This window comes from Chryseobacterium ginsengisoli, from assembly GCF_039542325.1.
GTDB classification, from domain to species: Bacteria; Bacteroidota; Bacteroidia; order Flavobacteriales; family Weeksellaceae; genus Chryseobacterium; species Chryseobacterium ginsengisoli.
Genome location: NZ_BAABHX010000002.1, coordinates 317420 through 336065, shown reverse-complemented (window position 1 = coordinate 336065; position 18646 = coordinate 317420). Strand labels below are relative to the sequence as shown.

The following is an 18646-nucleotide window of genomic DNA, read 5'->3' as shown; positions in this document are numbered from 1 at the left end:
TTATTGTTAAGAGATTCTTCCTTCGTCAGAATGACAAAGCTACTGTCAAATATTTTTAAAGATTATTAATGTTTCAGATAACATTGCCGAAAATCTTAGATTTTCTTGCGCCTTAAAAACAGTTTAATAAGTAACAACCTTTGCGTCTTTGCGATTTCCAACAAAATAAAAGCCTGTTTTCAAAGTTGTCATTCTGAATGAAATGTAATGGAGTGAAGAATCTCTTTTTATTCTTATTATTAAGAGATTTTTCCTTCGTCAGAATGACAGAGTTGATGTTAAATATTAAATATCTTAATAGTTCAAAATAAAAAACCGCCTCAGTAAAAGGCGGTTTCTCATTATTCAGGTTTCTGTGGAGAAGTCTTTTTTCCCTGTCTTCTTGCCAGAACAATATTGGAGAAATAATTTCTGCCATTGTTGATGATGGCGAGAACATCCGTATAAAAGGCGTCGGATCTTACATTGGCTAATGTGGCGATATAGTTGCACATTTTTTTGTAATCTTCTGTAAGAACTTTTCTCAGTGCTTTTACATCATAGGTCTGTTTCTGCGAAGTCTTGAAAGAACGGTGCGAAAACAGATCATTGAAAGCCGTGTTGGAATCTGACAGGTGATTGATAAATTTTACCAGGCCCAAAGCTGAAACGGCGGAACTGTATTCCGAAGAAAGCAGTTTTTCCAGCAGGGTGTTGAGACGGATAGTTTCTTCTTCGTAAGAGTCGTTCTGTACATTTTTGTACTGATCCAGAAGGATTTTCATTAGGGTGTAACCATCTTTTTCGGTTTGTGTTTTGGCATTTTTGTAAGGTCTTAAAGCGTCTCTCAATGCCTGAATGTCTGCATCACGAACTCTGTCCAGCTCCGCAATTCTGTTAGATTCTTCACTGGCGCGGATCTGGTCGAGTGCGCTGTTGTAGCTTGGGAGCTGTGCCTGTATGGCATCAAACATTCTTTTGAAATCTGCGTCTGTATTGACATCTAATGTAGAGGCTCCGAAATCCTCATAGAAACGGACAATAAGCTGCCCCAATTCGGCGTGATGCAGCTTTGCTGCATCCATCGAAATTAATTTTTTCATGTGTGTTATATATTTATTATTATACCTCCTGCAGATCATCAGTGTCGTACTGAGTCTGCGGATGATTTTTTTATACCCCCGTCGGAGATCTCCGACGGCAAACTTTTAGTGGTTCTTATCGTCGGAAGTTCCGACGGGGCAAACCAATACTCAGGGAAGCTTTCGGAGATCTCCGACGAGGCAAACCAAAACTGTTTCGGGTCGTCGGAACTTCCGACGGAGGGAACCAGAACACAGGGAGACTTTCGGAGACTTCCGACGGGGCAAACCAAAAGTTTTACCCCTTCTTGAGTAAACTTTCTATCAGTTTACTTTGTACTTCTATTAGTTTTGTTAATTGTTCTTGATTTTTCAAAATACTTTCTATCAATTCAGGCGATTGCATGTTTATAATTGGTCTATATTGATGAATCGCAGAACTTGAATCTTTAAATTCATTATTAGAGAAAATTACATTCGATTTATCATCTAATAAATCATTAATATCAACTTCCAATTCCTGAGCAATTTTGTTTAGCAATAAAGAGTTGGGAATATTTTTATCAGACTCAATATTCGATATCGTAGTCTGTGTCGTATCCAGACGCATTGCCAGATCTTCCTGAGACCAGTTCTTCGCTTCCCTGTATTGCCTTACCCTTGTACCTATACTCATTTTATAAGAATTTTTATCAAAAATATAAAAATTCTTATGATGTTGAATAAAAATAAAGAATAGTTTTGTCCCAAGATGATCACAACGCAGTGATTATTTAAGAAAAAATAATATATTTACGATTCTTAAACACAAACAATTATGTCAAAAAAAATTATTACCAGGCTCTCCTGCCTGATGGTCTTCCTTACCTTACTGTGGTCCTGCCACAATGAAGACTTCGCCAAGGGCGAGACGGAATCCCAAAGAAACAATGCCAATTTCTTTAAACATGTAACTTCTAATACTGCAAAATCAGGAGTAGATTATGTGAGTATTCTTGAAGCTTATAACCGTGAAAAAGATTTTCTAACGACAATGCCTGACCAAAAAGGAATGCCGATCTGGGACAAGATGCAGGTATTGGACATTGGTGAAAAAACCGTTTTGTATGTGCCGCTTTCAGAAGATAAGACTGACTTGAGCTCACTGATGGTTGTGAAATTGGATGAAGAAAATTCTGTTTTTCACCTGCAAGACTTTACCAATGATTATCTGAAAGGATATGTCTATAATACCGAGTATCCGAAAGAGAACAGGAAACTTCTTATGGATACCTTCCTCCAGATGAATTTCTTTACCTTCGGACATCAACAGTTTACCAACTTGCCAAAAGATATTTATGAAGGTTCCTTGGAATATAACAGGCTGAATATTCTGGATGCAAAAAAAGGGACCGAACAGAACAAGGGATTTATATACAATACTATTTGTACCACATACCATTATTGTGTACACGGTCAAAGTACTTCAATTTGCGATTATGGCCACTGTAACTGTGGGGGACTTATCAGCTGTTTCTTAGTAACTTCCTGCTCAACAACTGCTACCTGGATAGATGACGATCCTTTTCCTCCATTACCTGGCGGCGGAGGCGGAGGTGGAGGGGCACCTTCTCCCAAAGGAATTCCTCCTGTAGATCCTTGTACACAAAGCGGAATGCCATTTTATAGGGTATCTCCACAATGTGTAGGGAATAATGGTAATGTAGAAACTCCTGATCTTGATACTCCTTGTGCGAAAATAAAAAGTGTTGTAAACAATGCTCAGCTGAAACCCAAAATCGATAGCTTGAAACAATATTCTTTGACGGCCGTTGAGAATGAAAAAGGTTATCAGCAGGATAAATCAGGAAACGTAACTCCTGCACCTGTAAATGGAGCGCACCATGTAGATTTTATTATTGACCAAAATTCTTTAGGGGGTATCCACTGCCATACTCTGAACGGGACTCATATGTTTTCCCCGAAAGATATTTTAACTTTTTTAAGTTTTGCCGAGGTACAAAATCAGACTTTACCATCGGGAAGTATTATCGACAATACAGGAAATGCATTTTTAGGGATGATTTCCCAATCGAGCAGTTATTTTATTACCTTTAATGGCGCAAGCGGGGACTTGCCTCCTCCTATGACACAAGCGGATGAAGAGGCTTTTGAATTAGAGATGAATAAAGTTTACAAAAAAACAGTTGAAGACTTGCTAAAAGCAGAAGGAAAAAGTAAAAATGATGATCTATCAGAAGTGGGACTTCAAAAATTATTTTTTAGTATAATCAAAGAGATGGATTTAGAAGGCAAAATAAACCTTATCAAAGAAAGTGGCGGTAATACTTCTACCATACAACAAAACTCTGATGGAACCATAAAAGCACCAATACCTTGCTAACTTATTAAAACAACTATTATGAAAAATATATTTTTATTATCAATTGTACTGTTGTCTTTTTCTTGTAAAGCACAACAGATCTATCCATTAGATGCAAGTTTTTCTACAATTTCTAACAACGCATACTTAAAAGATATAAATAATGAATTATTGCCTTTTGTTGGAATATGGAAAGCTAATTTCAATAACAAAGAAATCACCATTAAAATAGACAAGATTGACCATCATTATATGAAATTAGGCACACACATATATTATCAAGATATGCTATTTATTCGCTATAGTATAAAAAACTCTCAAGGCACAATAATAAAAAGTACAATGAATTTGAATATTGAGAATTCTAATATCGAAAGTAGCACAATTTTTCCAAATCAGTTAATTTCATTTATTTATTCAGGAGGCGATTGCAGATTTGGGTGGGGAGATGTTGATTTACAGTTAATAGATTCCACACACATAAAATGGAGATATCAACCAGAAGGTGTTATTCTCACAAATCTAAACTGTCCTAACGGAGCAGATACAACGATCTATTTACCTGAGACAAACAATCTGGTATTTACAAAACAATAATAAAAGCCTCTTCGGAGGCTTTTTAACTAAACACATTTTATGAAAAATATATTTTTATTATCAATCGTACTACTATCTTTCTCTTGTAGAGCACAGCAAACTTATCCATTAAGTACAGATTATGATACAGTACCTAATTATTCTTATTTTAAAGATACAAATAATGAATTACTGCTATTTATTGGAACATGGAAAGCTACTTTTGACAATAAAGAGATTACAATTATAGTTGACAAAATTGATCATCATCTTATTGAATATGTTAACCATAAATTTTATCAAGATACTTTGTTTATACGCTATATTATAAAAAATTCTCAAGGAACAGTAATAAAAAGTACAATGAATTTACCAATAACTCAATCCGGAATTGAGAGCATTGGAACTTTTCCTAATGAAAATCTTGTGGCTTTTACATATGATGGGGGGGATTGTCAATATGGATGGGGAGATGTTGATTTACAATTAATAGATTCCACACACATAAAATGGAGATATCAACCGGAAGGAGTTATTCTCACAAATCTAAACTGTCCTAACGGGGCAGATACGACTATCTATTTACCCGAGACAAACAATCTTGTATTTACAAAACAGTAATAAAAGCCTCTTCGGAGGCTTTAGTTTATACAATTATGAAAAATATATTCTTATTATCAATTATACTATTGTCTTTTTCTTGTAGAGCACAGCAGATCTATCCGCTGAATACAAGTTTTTCTGACATCCAGAATAATACTTATTTAAAAGATACTAATAATGAATTAATCCCTTTTATTGGAAATTGGAAAGCTACATTCAACAACAAAGAAATTACAATTAAGGTTGATAAGATTGATCAACATCTTGTGAGATCGGGCAAAAAAATATTTTACAGAGATGTGTTGTTTATTCGTTACAGTATAAAAAACTCTCAAGGGACAATAATAAAAAGTACGATGAACTTACCCATAACAGAAGCAAAAATTGAAAGTGACGTTACTTTTCCTAATCAAAATCTTGTATCTTTTGTATATCAAGGAGGTGATTGTCAATATGGTTGGGGAGATGTTGATCTACAATTTGTAGACAAAACACACATAAAATGGAGATATCAACCGGAAGGTGTCATTCTGACGAATCTCAACTGTCCCAATGGAGCAGATACGACTATCTATTTACCCAAGACAAACAATTTAGTATTTACGAAACAGTAAAAAAAAGCCTCTTCGGAGGCTTTTTCAAATGATGAAATATGAAAAAAGTTATAATTATTCTAAGTTTACTCTTAGGTTTCATTGGGTTTTCACAAAAACCAAAAACCTATTATTATGATGAGAACCAGCATGAAATTTCAAAAGAAGAATTTGATAATAGGAAGACAGGTAGGAAAAAAGGTTATTTAAAAGGATATTTTTCAGATCTTAAAAATGCAAATACAGAAGTAGCAATGATTTTCCCAGCTTTGGAAAAAGGTGTAATACCCAAAGAAACACATAAAGAAACTATAGATTATATTAATAAAATAACCAATGCTGGAATTGATGAAGGATATACTGTTGCTATCTGTTATTTTTTTAGACCTGTAAATATGGATGCAGGAATAGTTGAACAACAATTTTTACATAGTTCTTACACAGGTTTTTTTAGTGAAAAGAATAATAAAGCCTTCATCTTTTTTATGACAGAAAAAGGGTATCAAAGTGATATAAAAAATGTATATGAAGATAAAGAAGGAAAAATAAGAGATCTGTTTTTTAATTATCCCTTTGAGAATGGGAATTATATTGCAATCCGACCCGATGGGAGTTTTCAAAAGCGAATCGAAGAGTATAATTATCACGAAATTCTGGATTTTATTAAAAATAAAGGTAACTAAAAAAGCCACTGAAGATATTTTCAAACAAAAAGAATTTAATACATGGAAATCTGCCAAAATCTATGGTATTTTTTTGAAATACATTTGAGATATCATTTTTATAGAAAACAAAAAATAAAACAAAATATGAGAAAAAAAATCTTAGCCTTCGGATTTCTTGCTGTCACAACTTTTGCATTCAGCCAAGAGATAAAAGAAAACCAACCGCTTCCAAAATTCACCGTTAAAACAGAGAATAGTATTTTAAAATCAACAGACCTTAAAGGAAAAATTGTTCTTATCAATTTCTTTGCAACATGGTGTGATCCCTGTATGATGGAACTTCCTCATTTGCAGAAAGAAATATGGGAAAAATATAAAGACAATAAAAAGTTTACCTTAATGGTAATAGGCCGGGAACATTCTCAGGATGAGATTACGACATTTAAAGCTAAAAAAGGTTTCACCCTTCCAATCTATCCGGATGAAGATCGATCTGTTTACAAGCTTTTTGCAAAAGAATATATTCCAAGAACTTATATAGTAGATAAGAAGGGAAATGTTGTTTTCGCTTCTGTAAGTTTTAATGAAGATGAATTTAAGAAAATGATAGCTAAACTTGATGAATTGTTGAAATAGTCTACAATCTAAAAACTTCTAAAGAAAAACTACTTACTATATTAAAAAGAATCCGCCGCCGAAATTTTCGGCGGCGGAATTTATATTTACCAATTCTTATCAACCATATAAATAATCTGCGTCAAAGTACTCGCTCCGAGTAGTAATTCTCTTCGGTTTACCTTTTCAAAAGTATCTTCTTCCGTGTGATGAATATCGAAATATCTTTGAGAATCGGGAACCAATTCCGCAGTCGGAACGCCCATATCATGAAGCGGATAAAGATCTGTCCCGGAATACGTATTTTTAAAATCATAAACTCCGTAAGGTAAGAACAGATTTGCCCAGCTTTGAATTTGCTTTCTCTTTTCGTTATCCATTTCTAAAGAAATTCCCCTCGGGGTAAAACCTCCCGCGTCAGTTTCTATCGCAAAAAGATGTTTTTCATTATTTTCTTTGGCTGTTTTTCCATACTGAACACCGCCTTTTACGCCATTCTCTTCATTCGCAAAACAAACTACTCTGATTGTGTGATTATTTTTAATTCCAAGATTTTTGAAGGTTCTCAACACTTCGATACTCTGAACAATTCCGGTTCCGTCATCATGTGCACCTTCACCCACATCCCAGGAATCCAGATGTCCGCCAACAACGATGACGTTTTTATCTTTTTTACCTGTAATTTCTCCGATAACAGAGTGGGAGAGTTTCTCACCTTTCATTCCGCAGTTGGAATTCAGTTTTGCAGTGACTTTTTGTGATTGTAGAAGTTCAGCCAATTCATCGGCTGTCGTGTTTCCGATCGCAACAGCAGGAATTTTTTTATCGTCGCTGTAACGCATCGCGCCAGTATGTGGAACATTATCGAAAGCCGAAGAAAGTGAACGGATAATCGCAAACTTTCCGCCTTTTTTAGCGGTTAATGAAGCGGCTGTCGTTCTGTATTTTGCTGCATCACTATATCCTCTGAAAGTTTCCACATAAGACTGACTGAAAGGATAGTTAAAGAAAACAATCTTATCTTTTACCTGATCCGGTGAAAGTTTGTCGTATTCTTCTATCGATCTCACCATGATGATTTCTCCTGAAACATCTTTTCCACCTGTTCCTTCAGAATTTCCTAAAGAAAGCATTTTAAGGTTTTTCCATTTTCCGTTGGAAGTTTGGATCTGTAAAGATTCTTTTCCTCTCACCCAAACAGGTATCATTACCTCTTGCAGCCATACCTTATCAGCTCCTGCATCACGAAGTTTCTGTTCTGCCCATTTTACGGCTTTTTCGTACGATTCGGAACCGCTTAAACGGTGACCGATATTTTTAGTGAGATCTCTTAATTCGTTGTAACCTTTTCCGTTATTCAGTATTTCCGTAGAAATTTTTGCAAACTGTATAGAGTCTTCTTTTGTCTGTCCAAAAACATTTAAACTTAAAAATATAATGGCAGTTGATAGAATATTTTTCATGATTAATATTTTAATTCGATGTTAAGCTGTTTTCCTTCTCTCAAAGCTTTTGTATCCATAGAAATACTGACTAAAGTCCCAATTCCCGCACCAGCAAGAAGTCCTAATACTAAAAAGCCGGTTTGATCAAATATATAGATTAATAAAACGCCAACAGGCAAGCCAAAAATTAATGCTCCAAGACTGATCCACATATTTCTAAAGTGATTTCTTGGAACAATATCATATTTCTTTTCGAGAAATTTTACAATGTAATTTTGTTTCTCTTCTAACAACTCTAATAATGGCTTATCTTTTAATGTTGATGAATTGATCTGTTCAACAATATGATTGATATATTGTACGGCTTCAGTAGGCAGTTTTTTGTTATTGGTTTTCTTCAGAATATCCTGTATCTGGAAATAAAGACCGATGAGGTTTGGATTATGAACCTGATCAAATTTTAAATTTAATTGATTGATTTCCATTTTTAATTAATTATACATTCGAATTAACCGAGTTTACAGTTTTTGGAATTTTAAACAATAAAACTAAAGCCCAAACCTGCAAAACTGTTTGGATAATATTGATGATTCCAATTACAGGATCATTTTTTATATCAGAAATTATAAATGGAATGCTCAAAAGCCCAAATCCGAAAAGAACAAGTAGTACATATTTAAACCACTCAATACCTTTGCTTGTATAATATGCTAATGCAAAACCAAAAGCTAATACAATAAGTGAAATGAAAATTTTCAATCTGCTATCTAAAGTATCATATTTCCATATAAGATTACCTATTCCTAAAAAAACTGAGATATAAAGAATCTCGGATGATTTTTTATAGTTGGGATGAATGATTTTGTTATATTCATGATTTTCTTTGTTTGAAAATCTTTCAGTTTCTTCATCAGTAAATGTTCTGCCGCGAGATTTTAAAATTTCATAGGCGTATTGATTTGCTTCCTGAACAAATTTACTCTCGGGTTTAATATATTCTTCTAATTCCTGATTTGTTTTTTCTTCTAAAAACTTTTTGTTAACACCCATAAATTGTTGAGGTTATTTATTTTAAGTTTGATTTTCTACCAATTTTTATCAATCATAAAGATCATCTGCGTCATGGCAACAGCTCCCAAAAGAAGCTCTCTTTTATTCACTTTATCAAAAGTATCCTGCTCAGAATGATGATAATCGAAATATCTTTGAGTATCTACAACCAATTCAGCTAAAGGAATATCCAGTTTTTTCAGAGGAGAAATATCCTGAATAGCTTCAGTCTGGTCAAAATCATAAACGCCGTAAGGAAGGAAATAGTTTTTCCATTCAAAAATCTGCCTTCTTCTTTGCGGAGGCATATCCAATGAAAATCCTCTCGGAGAATAACCTCCTGCGTCGGTTCCCAACGCGAAAATATGCTTTTCGTCTTTCTTTTTTACATAAGCTGCATACATTTCTCGTCCTTGTCCGCCATTTTCACTGTTGGCATATAATACAACACGGATCGTATGATTGTTTTCAAAACCAAGTGCTTTTAATGTTCTTAAAACTTCAATACACTGTGCAACTCCGGTTCCGTCATCAATTGCACCTTCACCGAAATCCCATGAATCAAGCTGAGCTCCCAAAACAATGACTTTAGAATCTTTTTTACCCGGAATTTCAGCGATGATATTCGGATTGGTTGTTTCGCCTTTTGATTCGGCGGTCATATTTATTTTCGCAGTAACTTTTTGTTTTTTTATTAATTTTTCAAGCTCATCTGCAGATCTTGTCCCGATTGACAATGCCGGAATTTTAACCTTGTCATCCGGTTCGTAATAGATCATTTTTGCATGTGGCGTATCATCATTTGCGGTTGTTAAAGATCTTATAATTAAAGCTTTCGCTCCCGTTTTAGCAATGACGGAAGCGGAAATTAATTTTGATTTTGCGGTAAGTAAATAAGAATCACTGGTATTAATGATTCTCGGATCCATCGGAAGATTGACGAATGCAATTTTATCCTTTAACTGTCCTACAGACATTGCGTTAAGCTCAGAAGTACTGTTGATCACAACAATTTCCCCTGTAAGATCTTTTCCGCCTGTTCCTTCGGAATTCCCGAAAGAAAGCATTCTTATGTTTTTCCAGTCTCCATTTGCAGCTTTTATCTGCAAAGATTCTCTTCCTCTTATCCAGATCGGAGCTTTTGCTTCCTGTCTCCAGATCATTTCAATCCCGATTTCCTTCAGTTTTTTTTCTGCCCATTCTACAGCTTTTGTATATCCCGGAGTAGCACTGAAACGCGGACCGATGCCTTTCGTAAGCTGTCCGAGATTTTCATATGCCGTTCCGTTGGTCATGATCTCGTCCGAGATCTTTCTGAATTCATCGTTATAATTGAATTTTGAGGCAGCCGCAGTTTTACCTGCAGGCTTCTTTTGAGGCTTTTTTTGAGAAAATAAAAATCCACCCAAAAAGAGTGGAATTATAATGAAGACTTTTTTCATTTTTATTTACCTTTTTTCCGTTGCTAAAAGTAAGGAAAAATTGGTTATTTTTTACTGTTTCATATCGTACATTAACAATGCTGTAACCAATTTTGGTTCAATAAATGTACATTTTGGAGGCATGCTCAGCTTTAAATCTGATATTTTGATCATATCATTAAAACTTACAGGGAAAATTCCGAATCCGGCTTTTCCTTCTCCGTTGTCGATTTTTTCTTTTATCTGGTTGATTCCTTCAAGACTTGAAGTTCCTTTTACGTAAGAAATTTTTTCAGAGCTGTCCGGATCTTCGATTTTTAAAATATCCTTAAAAATATATTTATCCAAAAGATGATGATCCAAATTATCCAGCGACATTTCCGCAGAACGAAGGTCATGCTTTACATGTAGAGAATAAAATTTACCATCCATATACATCGAAATGTGGAATTTTTGCGAAGGATAATATGCCGTTTCTCCTTTTTCGTGAATCAGAAAGTATTTTTCTAACTGTTTCAAAAATTCTTCATTTGACAATCCGTTGATATCGCTTACAATCCTGTTGTAATCGTGAATTTTAATGGATTGGTTGGAAACAATAAAACTGTAAACAAAATTATAGGCTTCCGTACCATTATGTCTTTTGTTTTTGTCTTTATGGTGCTTTGCATTCAGCGCTGTAGAACCGATTCTGTGGTGTCCATCAGCAATGTAAAAAGAATCGATCTGATCGATCACTTCTTTAAACTGTTGAAGTTTCAGACGGTTATCAATTCTCCAGATTTTGTGTCTGATTCCTTTTGTATCCACATGGTTGAAAATCGGAACGTTTTTCTCCTCATGGTTCATCAGCAATTCAATCTTTGAATTGGCTGGATAAGTCAATAAAACAGGTTCTGCCTGAAGATTTACTTTTTCAAGATAATGAGCCAGTTTCTCTTTCTTCTGAGGAATTGTACTTTCGTGTCTCTTGATTTTTCCGCTCCAGAAATCCTCAATACTTGCCAATCCTAAAAGCCCTCTGAAAACCTGTTTGCTGGGATAAATTTGCTCATAAAGATAATATGCAGAACTGTCCTGAACGAGTTTTTTCTCCTCCATCAGTTCTTCAAAAGTAGAACGGATCTTCCTTAAATTCCTGTCAATATCTTTAGATTTACTTACAACATACGGCTTTATCATATTAATGTAAGTATCTTCAACTTGAGCTTTCTCCGCTATCTCTTCCTGAGTAAAATTATCCAGAGGATGTGTAGGGAAAGTGCTCTCATGATCTTTATGAGGTCTTATTCCACGGAAAGGTTTAAAAATAGGCATATTTTATTTTATAGTTTCTTTTATCTTAATAATCTGTTCTGCAAGCTCCAGTCCGATTTTTTCCTGAGCATCTACCGTATTTCCTCCAACGTGCGGAGAAAGTGACAGAGAGGGATTCATCAGCAAAAGAACTTCAGGATTCGGTTCTTTTTCAAAAACATCCAGAGCGGCTCCGGCTACTTTTCCAGATTCAATAAAGTCTATTAGGGAAACTTCATTGATCACGCCGCCTCTTGCAGTATTTACAATATAAACTCCGTCTTTCATCTTTTCAAACTGAGGCGTGTCTATGATATATTCATTCGTTTTCGGAGTATTGATACTGATGAAATCTGATTCTTTCAGAAATTCATTCATATCGTTTACGGATGTAATCTCAAAATTAACGGATTGTCCGTCGAAGAATTCTAAAATAAGTGTTTTCGTTTTAGGTTTTCTTGTTAAAACTTTAACTTTCATTCCTAAAGAAATTCCTATTTTCAGAACTTCCTGACCAATACTTCCAAAACCAATAACTCCTAATGTTTTTCCTGAAAGTTCATACGCATTGGCAAATGATTTTTTCATGGCATTGAAATGAGTTTCCCCTTCCAATGGCATTAATCTGTTGGATTCATGAAGAAATCTTGCTAAAGAAAAGAAATGTCCAAAAACCAATTCTGCAACAGATTTTGATGATGCAGTCGGCGTATTGATTACATATTTTCCTTTTTCTATGGCGTATTCCACATCAATATTATCCATTCCGATTCCACCTCTTCCGATGATTTTCAGATCCGGACAAGCATCGATAAGATCGCGTCTTACTTTCGTAGCACTTCTCACCAAAAGAACATCTACATTATTATCATTGATGAAATTGATGACGTGGTCTTGTGCAACTCTGTTGTCCAAAACCTCAATTCCCGCATCTTTCAATGCCTGTTCTCCTGTTTTCGAAATACCGTCGTTTGCTAAAACTTTCATGGTTTTTTATTTTATTTAAATATTTAAAGTTCGGCTTATTTAAAAATTTAAATAGTTGCGCAAATTAAGAAAATTTAAAATAATATTAAATTAAATTTAAATATTTGATTTTTAAAGACTTAAATTATTTAATAGATTTCATAACATCTACCAAAACCTGCACGCTTTCAATCGGCAAAGCATTGTATAAACTTGCTCTGTAACCTCCCAAACTTCTGTGTCCGTTCAGTCCGCTGATTCCTGCAGCTTTCCATGCAGCGTCAAACTCATCTTTTTTGCTTTCGTCCGTCAATTTGAAAGAAACATTCATTAATGAACGGTCTTCTTCTACGCAGAACGTTTCAAATAGAGGATTGCTGTCGATTTCGTTGTATAAAAGTTTTGCTTTTGCTTCATTTCTAGCTTCAGCAGCTGCAATTCCTCCATTGTTTTCCAAATGTTGTAAAGTCAGCAAAGACGCATAAACAGGGAAAACCGGTGGAGTATTGTACATTGATTCTTTAGCAATATGCTGAGAATAATCCAGAATTGAGAACATATTTTCTCTTCCTGTTTTACCTAAAATTTCTTTTTTAATAACTACTAAAGTTACTCCTGCAGGTCCCATATTTTTTTGAGCTCCAGCGTAGATCAAATCAAATTTTGAGAAATCCAGTTGTCTTGAGAAAATATCAGAACTCATATCGCAAACCATTAAAGTATCAACTTCAGGGAAAGATTTCATCTGAGTTCCGTAAATTGTATTGTTTGAAGTACAGTGGAAATAATCGTATTCTGAACCTACTGTATAATCTTTAGGAATGAATGAATAATTTTCTTCTTTTGAAGAACCTACAACATCCACAGTTCCTACTTTTTTAGCTTCTTTTATTGCTCCTGCAGCCCAAGTTCCCGTATCCAGATAAGCCGCTTTTCCGCCAACTTTCATCAGATTGTAAGGAACCATAGCAAACTGCAAACTAGCACCACCTCCTAAATATAAAACTTCATAATCATCACCTAAGTTCATCAGTCTTTTTACAATCGCGCGAGCTTCGTCCATTACCGCTACGAAATCCTTACTTCTGTGCGAAATTTCAAGAAGTGAAAGTCCGATTCCGTTGAAATCTAAAATCGCCTGTGCCGATTTTTCGAATACTTCCTGAGGTAAGATACATGGTCCTGCGCTAAAGTTGTGCTTTTTGCTCATATTATTTATTTTTTGGATTTTCTGTAAAAATTTTCTTCTTACAGCTTCATTTATAGTTTCTTATTAAAAAATTCTGGCTTTTTGTATATAAAAAACCGTCTCATAATGAATGAGACGGCAGTTTTTATTCTCCGTGTAAGAATGCTTTTTTATTAAGCAGTGCTTCTTCAGATTCTACATGGTCTTCATCAGGAACACAGCAGTCGACAGGACAAACTGCAGCACACTGTGGTTCTTCATGGAAACCTTTACATTCTGTACATTTATCAGTAACGATGAAATAAACATCATCACTTACAGGTTCCTGTGGATCATCTGCATTCATTGTCATTCCTGATGGCATCGTAACAGTGCCTTTCAGTTCCGTTCCTTCTGAAGCTTTCCAATCCACCGCTCCTTCATAAATTGCATTATTTGGACACTCCGGTTCGCAGGCCCCGCAATTAATGCATTCATCAGTTATTTTAATAGCCATCGCTAATTTTTTTTAAATTTGCACAAAATTACAAAATATTCCCCAATTTTACAGTAATTATGAATATTGAAAATCAAGTTTTAGGACTTACGAAGCTAAGTGATTATATTAAAGCATTTTTAGCAAAAAACGAGCAGGATTACAATGAAAATGATTCTGATTTTGAACTATTGCTAGAGAAATCGAAAATCGAAAATCAGTGGTTTACTATTGAAAATCAGAAATTTGCTTTACAACAATGGGCGGATTTGCTCACGGAGGAAAATATAAAGAATTGGATTAAAGAATATTCGATATCAAAAATCTCCAAAAGAGTAGGACTTATCCTTGCCGGAAATATACCTTTGGTAGGATTTCATGATGTAATTTCTGTTGTATTGAGCAATCATATTCCGGTCATCAAATTGTCTTCGAAAGATAAATATATGATTCCATTCTTATTGAAAAACTGGAATGAATTTTCACAGGGAAATGTGGAATTTGAATTTGTTGAAAAACTGGAGAATTTTGATGCAGTAATCGCTACAGGAAGCAATAATACAGCAAGGTACCTTGAGTATTATTTTAAAAATCATTTGAATATTATCAGAAAAAACAGAACATCGATTGCTGTTTTAAAAGGCGATGAAAGTGAGGAGGAATTACAACTTTTGGCAGAAGATATTTTCCGTTATTTCGGTTTGGGCTGCAGAAATGTAACAAGACTTTTGATTCCGCAGGATTTTGTGATCGACAGATTATTTGAAAACTTTTTGAATTTTCAGGATGTCATAAATCATAATAAATATGTGAACAATTACGAATATAACAGAGCAGTTTATCTTTTAAATCAGGAAAAATTCTGGGATAATAATTTTGTGATGATGAAGGAAGATGATAAATTGTTCAGCCCGCTTTCTGTGATTAATTTCAGCCGATATTCTTCTTTGGACGAAGTGAAAATTTTTATCGCTGAAAATGAGGAAAATATCCAGTGTGTAGTAGCAAAAAAAGAACTTGGTTTAGATTCAATTGAACTGGGAGAAGCACAGAATCCGGGCTTGGATACTTACGCAGACAATGTAGATACGATGAAATTTTTATCTTTAATATAATTCTTTGTATCTTTCCGTAAACCAATCAACAAAATAGTATGAAAAAGTTGTTTCTTATTCTTTCCGTTTTAGCTTTTCAATTGGGATTTTCTCAAAACAGCAGGATAAAAGTTGTTGAAAGTAAAAAAATTGAATTAACTTCAGAATTAAGCAAAGATAAAATCGAATTTTATAATAAAATATTTCTAAAATTCGTAGCTGCTTTAAAGGCTTCTGACAAACAGACAGTCAATGCTTTAATCTCCGATCAGATAAAATATTTTGTTACAGATAATGTGATTGAGAAATTATCCGGCGGAATCAGCTTCGAGAAAAAAACTGAAGTATATAAATCGGGTTATCAGAAATTTGGAGATAATGAAATATATCCTGGAATTCAATATAAATACGTTGGAGATAAAGAAAATCCACCGAGAGATATTATTACGGTGATTTTTGAAAACGACGGAAAAATTCTTGGTGTAAAGCCGGAATACAGCAAATAATTGATAAGCAATTTCGTTTATTGTTTATTCAAAATAATTAAAGCATAATGAAAAAAATATTTTTAATTCTCTCTGTTTTGTCGATGCAGTTTTTTCTTTCACAAAAGAAAACTGGCATAAAAGCTGATAACAAGAAAAATGCAAGTGTAGAAACAAATACGAAGAGCTCTTTAAGTTTAAGCAAAGAGGAAATCAATCTTTACAACGGGAAGTTTCTGAAGTTTATCAGTGCTCTGAAAATCTCTGACCGCAACGCAATGGATGCCTTATTATCTGAAAGTGCAAAAAAGAAGATTACTGAGACTGTCTATAAAAAACTATCGACGGATATTGATACAAGCAAAACGTTTGAGATCATCAATGCAGTCTATAAACCATTTATAGATGGAAGTAGTTTTCCGATGATTCAATACAAATATTCTGATGATAAAAGTGCGGAGCCGAAGGAAGTGATTACGGCAGTATTTGAAAAAGACGGAAAAATATTAGGAATTAAACCATATAAGGTTATTAAATAAAATTATTTTATACATATTAAATTAAAAACTATGATGACAAATGTTTTGGTCGCACATTCTTCGGATGTTGAAAAGGCTAGTTTTTACAAGAAAACATATTTGCACGTTGCATTATCTATTCTTGCGTTTATCGGGGTTGAAACCGTTTTATTGAATGTAGTTCCAACAGAGCTTATTGCAATGATGTTCGGACAAAAATATACTTGGTTGTTGATTATCGGAGTATTTTGGCTGGCTTCTATGTTGGCAAATAAATGGTCTTTATCACAAAGTAAATCGGTTCAATATTTAGGATTGGGATTCTATATATTGCTTGAAGCCGCAATTTTCTTACCATTAATTTATGTTGCTGTTTTACAAGCTGGAGTTGGTGTAATTTATCAGGCTGCAATGTTGACAATTGCAATGTTTGCGGGGATTTCTGCAGTTGCTTTTACTTCGAAAAGAGATTTTTCATTCCTTAGAAATATCATTATTATCGGAGGATTTATTTCTCTTGGATTAATTGTCGGAGGTGCAATCTTTGGATTCAATCTTGGACTTTGGTTTTCAGTAGGAATGGTAATTTTAGCTTCTGCAACAATTTTATATCAGACAAGTAAACTGAAAGATTCTTACACTACAGATCAGTACGTAGGAGCTTCTTTACAATTGTTTGCTTCTATTATGTTGTTGTTCTGGTATATTTTAAGAATTTTAATGAGCAGAAGAAGCTAATTAGAATAAGAAATTTATAAACCCAAAAAATCCTGATGTCTTTTCATCGGGATTTTTCTATTTAAAGATATAGGGAAACTTCGCGCGAAGTCTGTGTTTTATTAATTAGTAAGTAATTTAAAATTACTTGTCAATCGATCCTAAAACCTTCTGAGCAAAAGAGTTTAAAGCGTCTTTTTCGCTCATTCCGTTTTGTACGTTGGCGTGAACTTCCAGAGCTCCGCAGATGTTTGTAATTAATTCTCCGGCAACGTTCATATCTTCTTCTGTCGTTCCTCTGAACTCTGTGAAGCTTTCCAAAACTTCTAAAGTTTTCTCAAGATTTTCAGGAGTTTGATTTTGAAAAAACTGTCTTATTACGGGTAACTTCATAATTACAATTCGTTAAATAAGTTAATTAAACTTTCCGCCTGGTTAGACTGAACCTGATTCACCAATTCACCATTTTTGAAAATAGCGAAAGTAGGTAAGTTATCAACTTTAGCCAATTTTCTGCTTTCCGGTAATTTTTCTGCGTCTACATAAAGGAAAGGAATGCTGTCATTTTCAGATGCTAATTTCTTGAATTTAGGCTTCATAATTCTGCAGTTTCCGCACCATGTAGCGCCATATTGAACGACCACTTTTTCATTATCGCTTACAATATTTTGCAGCGTATCTTCTGTTAATTCTGTATACATAAGTTAAATTTTAAAATAAAATTTAACAATGTAGCAATCTAATAATTTATCAATGTAACAATTAAACTTAACAGCACCCAAATATTGGTAAACTGATACATTGTTATATTGGAACATTATATTTTGCTACATTGTCAGATTAAAATTAAGTTATTAATTTTTTGCTAAATATTCAGCAGTAGAAGTTCTGTCAGCTTTCATAGCATCTTTTCCTTCTTCCCAGTTTGCAGGACAAACCTCACCGTGCTTCTGAACGTGAGTATAAGCGTCGATTAATCTTAAATATTCTTTTACGTTTCTTCCTAGAGGCATATCGTTTACAGACTCGTGGAAAATTTTTCCTGTTTCGTCGATAAGATAAGTTGCTCTGTAAGTAACGTTTGAACCTGTGTAAACTTCTTCACCTTCTTCATTGTATTCAAAATCCTGATCTACAATTCCTAAAATGTTAGCTAATTGTCTGTGAGTATCAGCTAAAAGTGGGTAAGTTACTCCTTCAATACCTCCGTTATCTTTTGAAACGTTCAACCAAGCGAAGTGTACTTCGTTTGTATCACAAGAAGCACCGATTACTTTAGTGTTTCTTTTTTCGAATTCCGGTAAAGCTTCCTGGAAAGCGTGAAGTTCAGTCGGGCAAACAAAAGTGAAATCTTTTGGATACCAGAATAAAATAACTTTTTGTTGGTTTGCTGTTGCTTCTTCAAAGATGTTGATTTTCAAATCGTCACCCATTTCAGACATTGCATCTACTGTTACATTTGGGAATTTTTTTCCTACTAAAGACATAATTTCCTTGTTTTTATTTAAATTTTCT

General features: G+C 34.2%; 24 protein-coding genes. 11 read left to right on the top strand and 13 right to left on the bottom strand.

Annotated features, from left to right (window positions below; genetic code table 11):
- Nucleotides 1–341: 341 nt before the first annotated feature.
- The gene (locus ABD940_RS06615) at nt 342–1082 is read right to left on the bottom strand and encodes a DUF6261 family protein (protein ID WP_345201307.1); all 741 of its coding nucleotides are present in this window, start codon (nt 1080–1082) and stop codon (nt 342–344) included.
- Here ABD940_RS06615 and ABD940_RS06610 point away from each other — a divergent pair, their 5' ends adjacent.
- Nucleotides 1083–1373: a hypothetical protein gene (locus ABD940_RS06610; RefSeq protein WP_345201303.1), complete on the top strand. Its 291-nt coding sequence runs from the start codon at nt 1083–1085 to the stop codon at nt 1371–1373.
- Here ABD940_RS06610 and ABD940_RS06605 read toward each other — a convergent pair.
- On the bottom strand, nt 1360–1737 hold the full coding sequence (locus tag ABD940_RS06605; protein WP_345201299.1) for a helix-turn-helix domain-containing protein: 378 nt from the start codon (nt 1735–1737) through the stop codon (nt 1360–1362). The genes ABD940_RS06610 and ABD940_RS06605 overlap by 14 nt on opposite strands.
- 177 nt (nt 1738–1914) lie before the next feature.
- On the opposite strand from ABD940_RS06605, the gene ABD940_RS06600 reads away from it, so the two are divergent.
- The 6 genes from ABD940_RS06600 to ABD940_RS06575 all read left to right on the top strand — a co-directional run bounded on the left by ABD940_RS06600 (nt 1915) and on the right by ABD940_RS06575 (nt 6496).
- Nucleotides 1915–3444 (top strand): hypothetical protein, encoded by a 1530-nt coding sequence (locus tag ABD940_RS06600; RefSeq protein WP_345201296.1) that lies wholly within the window; start codon nt 1915–1917, stop codon nt 3442–3444.
- A gap of 18 nt (nt 3445–3462) precedes the next feature.
- Nucleotides 3463–4020 (top strand): DUF6705 family protein, encoded by a 558-nt coding sequence (locus tag ABD940_RS06595; protein ID WP_345201292.1) that lies wholly within the window; start codon nt 3463–3465, stop codon nt 4018–4020.
- 39 nt (nt 4021–4059) lie between these two features.
- Entirely contained in the window at nt 4060–4620 is a 561-nt protein-coding gene (locus ABD940_RS06590; RefSeq protein ID WP_345201290.1) for a DUF6705 family protein, read from the top strand.
- A gap of 35 nt (nt 4621–4655) precedes the next feature.
- Nucleotides 4656–5216 (top strand): DUF6705 family protein, encoded by a 561-nt coding sequence (locus ABD940_RS06585; RefSeq protein WP_345201288.1) that lies wholly within the window; start codon nt 4656–4658, stop codon nt 5214–5216.
- A 38-nt stretch (nt 5217–5254) separates the two neighbouring features.
- Nucleotides 5255–5878 (top strand): hypothetical protein, encoded by a 624-nt coding sequence (locus ABD940_RS06580; RefSeq protein WP_345201286.1) that lies wholly within the window; start codon nt 5255–5257, stop codon nt 5876–5878.
- Nucleotides 5879–6004: 126 nt separating this feature from the next.
- Nucleotides 6005–6496: a TlpA family protein disulfide reductase gene (locus tag ABD940_RS06575; protein ID WP_345201283.1), complete on the top strand. Its 492-nt coding sequence runs from the start codon at nt 6005–6007 to the stop codon at nt 6494–6496.
- An 86-nt stretch (nt 6497–6582) separates the two neighbouring features.
- Here the strand turns inward: ABD940_RS06575 and ABD940_RS06570 are convergent, their stop codons facing one another.
- The 8 genes from ABD940_RS06570 to ABD940_RS06535 all read right to left on the bottom strand — a co-directional run bounded on the left by ABD940_RS06570 (nt 6583) and on the right by ABD940_RS06535 (nt 14338).
- Nucleotides 6583–7938, bottom strand: a complete 1356-nt coding sequence (locus tag ABD940_RS06570; protein WP_345201281.1) for a M20/M25/M40 family metallo-hydrolase — start codon at nt 7936–7938, stop codon at nt 6583–6585.
- A 2-nt stretch (nt 7939–7940) separates the two neighbouring features.
- Complete coding sequence (locus ABD940_RS06565) at nt 7941–8405, bottom strand: hypothetical protein (RefSeq protein WP_345201279.1); 465 nt, start codon at nt 8403–8405, stop codon at nt 7941–7943.
- A 10-nt stretch (nt 8406–8415) separates the two neighbouring features.
- The gene (locus ABD940_RS06560) at nt 8416–8970 is read right to left on the bottom strand and encodes a hypothetical protein (RefSeq protein ID WP_345201275.1); all 555 of its coding nucleotides are present in this window, start codon (nt 8968–8970) and stop codon (nt 8416–8418) included.
- 35 nt (nt 8971–9005) lie between these two features.
- Nucleotides 9006–10412 carry a M28 family peptidase gene (locus ABD940_RS06555; protein WP_345201273.1) on the bottom strand — a complete coding sequence of 469 codons (1407 nt, stop codon included), beginning with the start codon at nt 10410–10412 and terminating at the stop codon, nt 9006–9008.
- 51 nt (nt 10413–10463) lie between these two features.
- The gene (locus ABD940_RS06550; RefSeq protein WP_345201272.1) at nt 10464–11708 is read right to left on the bottom strand and encodes a DUF1015 domain-containing protein; all 1245 of its coding nucleotides are present in this window, start codon (nt 11706–11708) and stop codon (nt 10464–10466) included.
- Between the two features lie 3 nt (nt 11709–11711).
- Nucleotides 11712–12674: a D-2-hydroxyacid dehydrogenase gene (locus tag ABD940_RS06545; protein ID WP_345201270.1), complete on the bottom strand. Its 963-nt coding sequence runs from the start codon at nt 12672–12674 to the stop codon at nt 11712–11714.
- 124 nt (nt 12675–12798) lie between these two features.
- Nucleotides 12799–13863, bottom strand: a complete 1065-nt coding sequence (gene serC / locus ABD940_RS06540; RefSeq protein ID WP_345201268.1) for a 3-phosphoserine/phosphohydroxythreonine transaminase — start codon at nt 13861–13863, stop codon at nt 12799–12801.
- Nucleotides 13864–13987: 124 nt separating this feature from the next.
- Nucleotides 13988–14338 carry a 4Fe-4S binding protein gene (locus tag ABD940_RS06535; RefSeq protein ID WP_345201266.1) on the bottom strand — a complete coding sequence of 117 codons (351 nt, stop codon included), beginning with the start codon at nt 14336–14338 and terminating at the stop codon, nt 13988–13990.
- Nucleotides 14339–14397: 59 nt separating this feature from the next.
- On the opposite strand from ABD940_RS06535, the gene ABD940_RS06530 reads away from it, so the two are divergent.
- Genes ABD940_RS06530 through ABD940_RS06515 form a run of 4 tightly spaced genes read left to right on the top strand, consistent with a single transcriptional unit; the run spans nt 14398 to nt 17152 of the window.
- Nucleotides 14398–15432 carry an acyl-CoA reductase gene (locus ABD940_RS06530; protein WP_345201264.1) on the top strand — a complete coding sequence of 345 codons (1035 nt, stop codon included), beginning with the start codon at nt 14398–14400 and terminating at the stop codon, nt 15430–15432.
- A gap of 38 nt (nt 15433–15470) precedes the next feature.
- Entirely contained in the window at nt 15471–15917 is a 447-nt protein-coding gene (locus tag ABD940_RS06525) for a peptidylprolyl isomerase (RefSeq protein WP_345201262.1), read from the top strand.
- Nucleotides 15918–15964: 47 nt separating this feature from the next.
- Entirely contained in the window at nt 15965–16435 is a 471-nt protein-coding gene (locus ABD940_RS06520; protein ID WP_345201259.1) for a peptidylprolyl isomerase, read from the top strand.
- 30 nt (nt 16436–16465) lie between these two features.
- A complete protein-coding gene (locus ABD940_RS06515) occupies nt 16466–17152 on the top strand; it encodes a Bax inhibitor-1/YccA family protein (protein WP_345201257.1) in 687 nt (228 codons plus the stop codon).
- Nucleotides 17153–17275: 123 nt separating this feature from the next.
- On the opposite strand, the gene ABD940_RS06510 is transcribed toward ABD940_RS06515, so the two are convergent.
- The 3 genes from ABD940_RS06510 to ABD940_RS06500 all read right to left on the bottom strand — a co-directional run bounded on the left by ABD940_RS06510 (nt 17276) and on the right by ABD940_RS06500 (nt 18618).
- Nucleotides 17276–17524 carry a DUF6952 family protein gene (locus ABD940_RS06510; protein WP_072959348.1) on the bottom strand — a complete coding sequence of 83 codons (249 nt, stop codon included), beginning with the start codon at nt 17522–17524 and terminating at the stop codon, nt 17276–17278.
- Between the two features lie 2 nt (nt 17525–17526).
- The gene (locus ABD940_RS06505; RefSeq protein ID WP_047402181.1) at nt 17527–17832 is read right to left on the bottom strand and encodes a thioredoxin family protein; all 306 of its coding nucleotides are present in this window, start codon (nt 17830–17832) and stop codon (nt 17527–17529) included.
- 153 nt (nt 17833–17985) lie between these two features.
- Nucleotides 17986–18618 (bottom strand): peroxiredoxin, encoded by a 633-nt coding sequence (locus tag ABD940_RS06500; RefSeq protein ID WP_345201246.1) that lies wholly within the window; start codon nt 18616–18618, stop codon nt 17986–17988.
- Nucleotides 18619–18646: the final 28 nt, after the last annotated feature.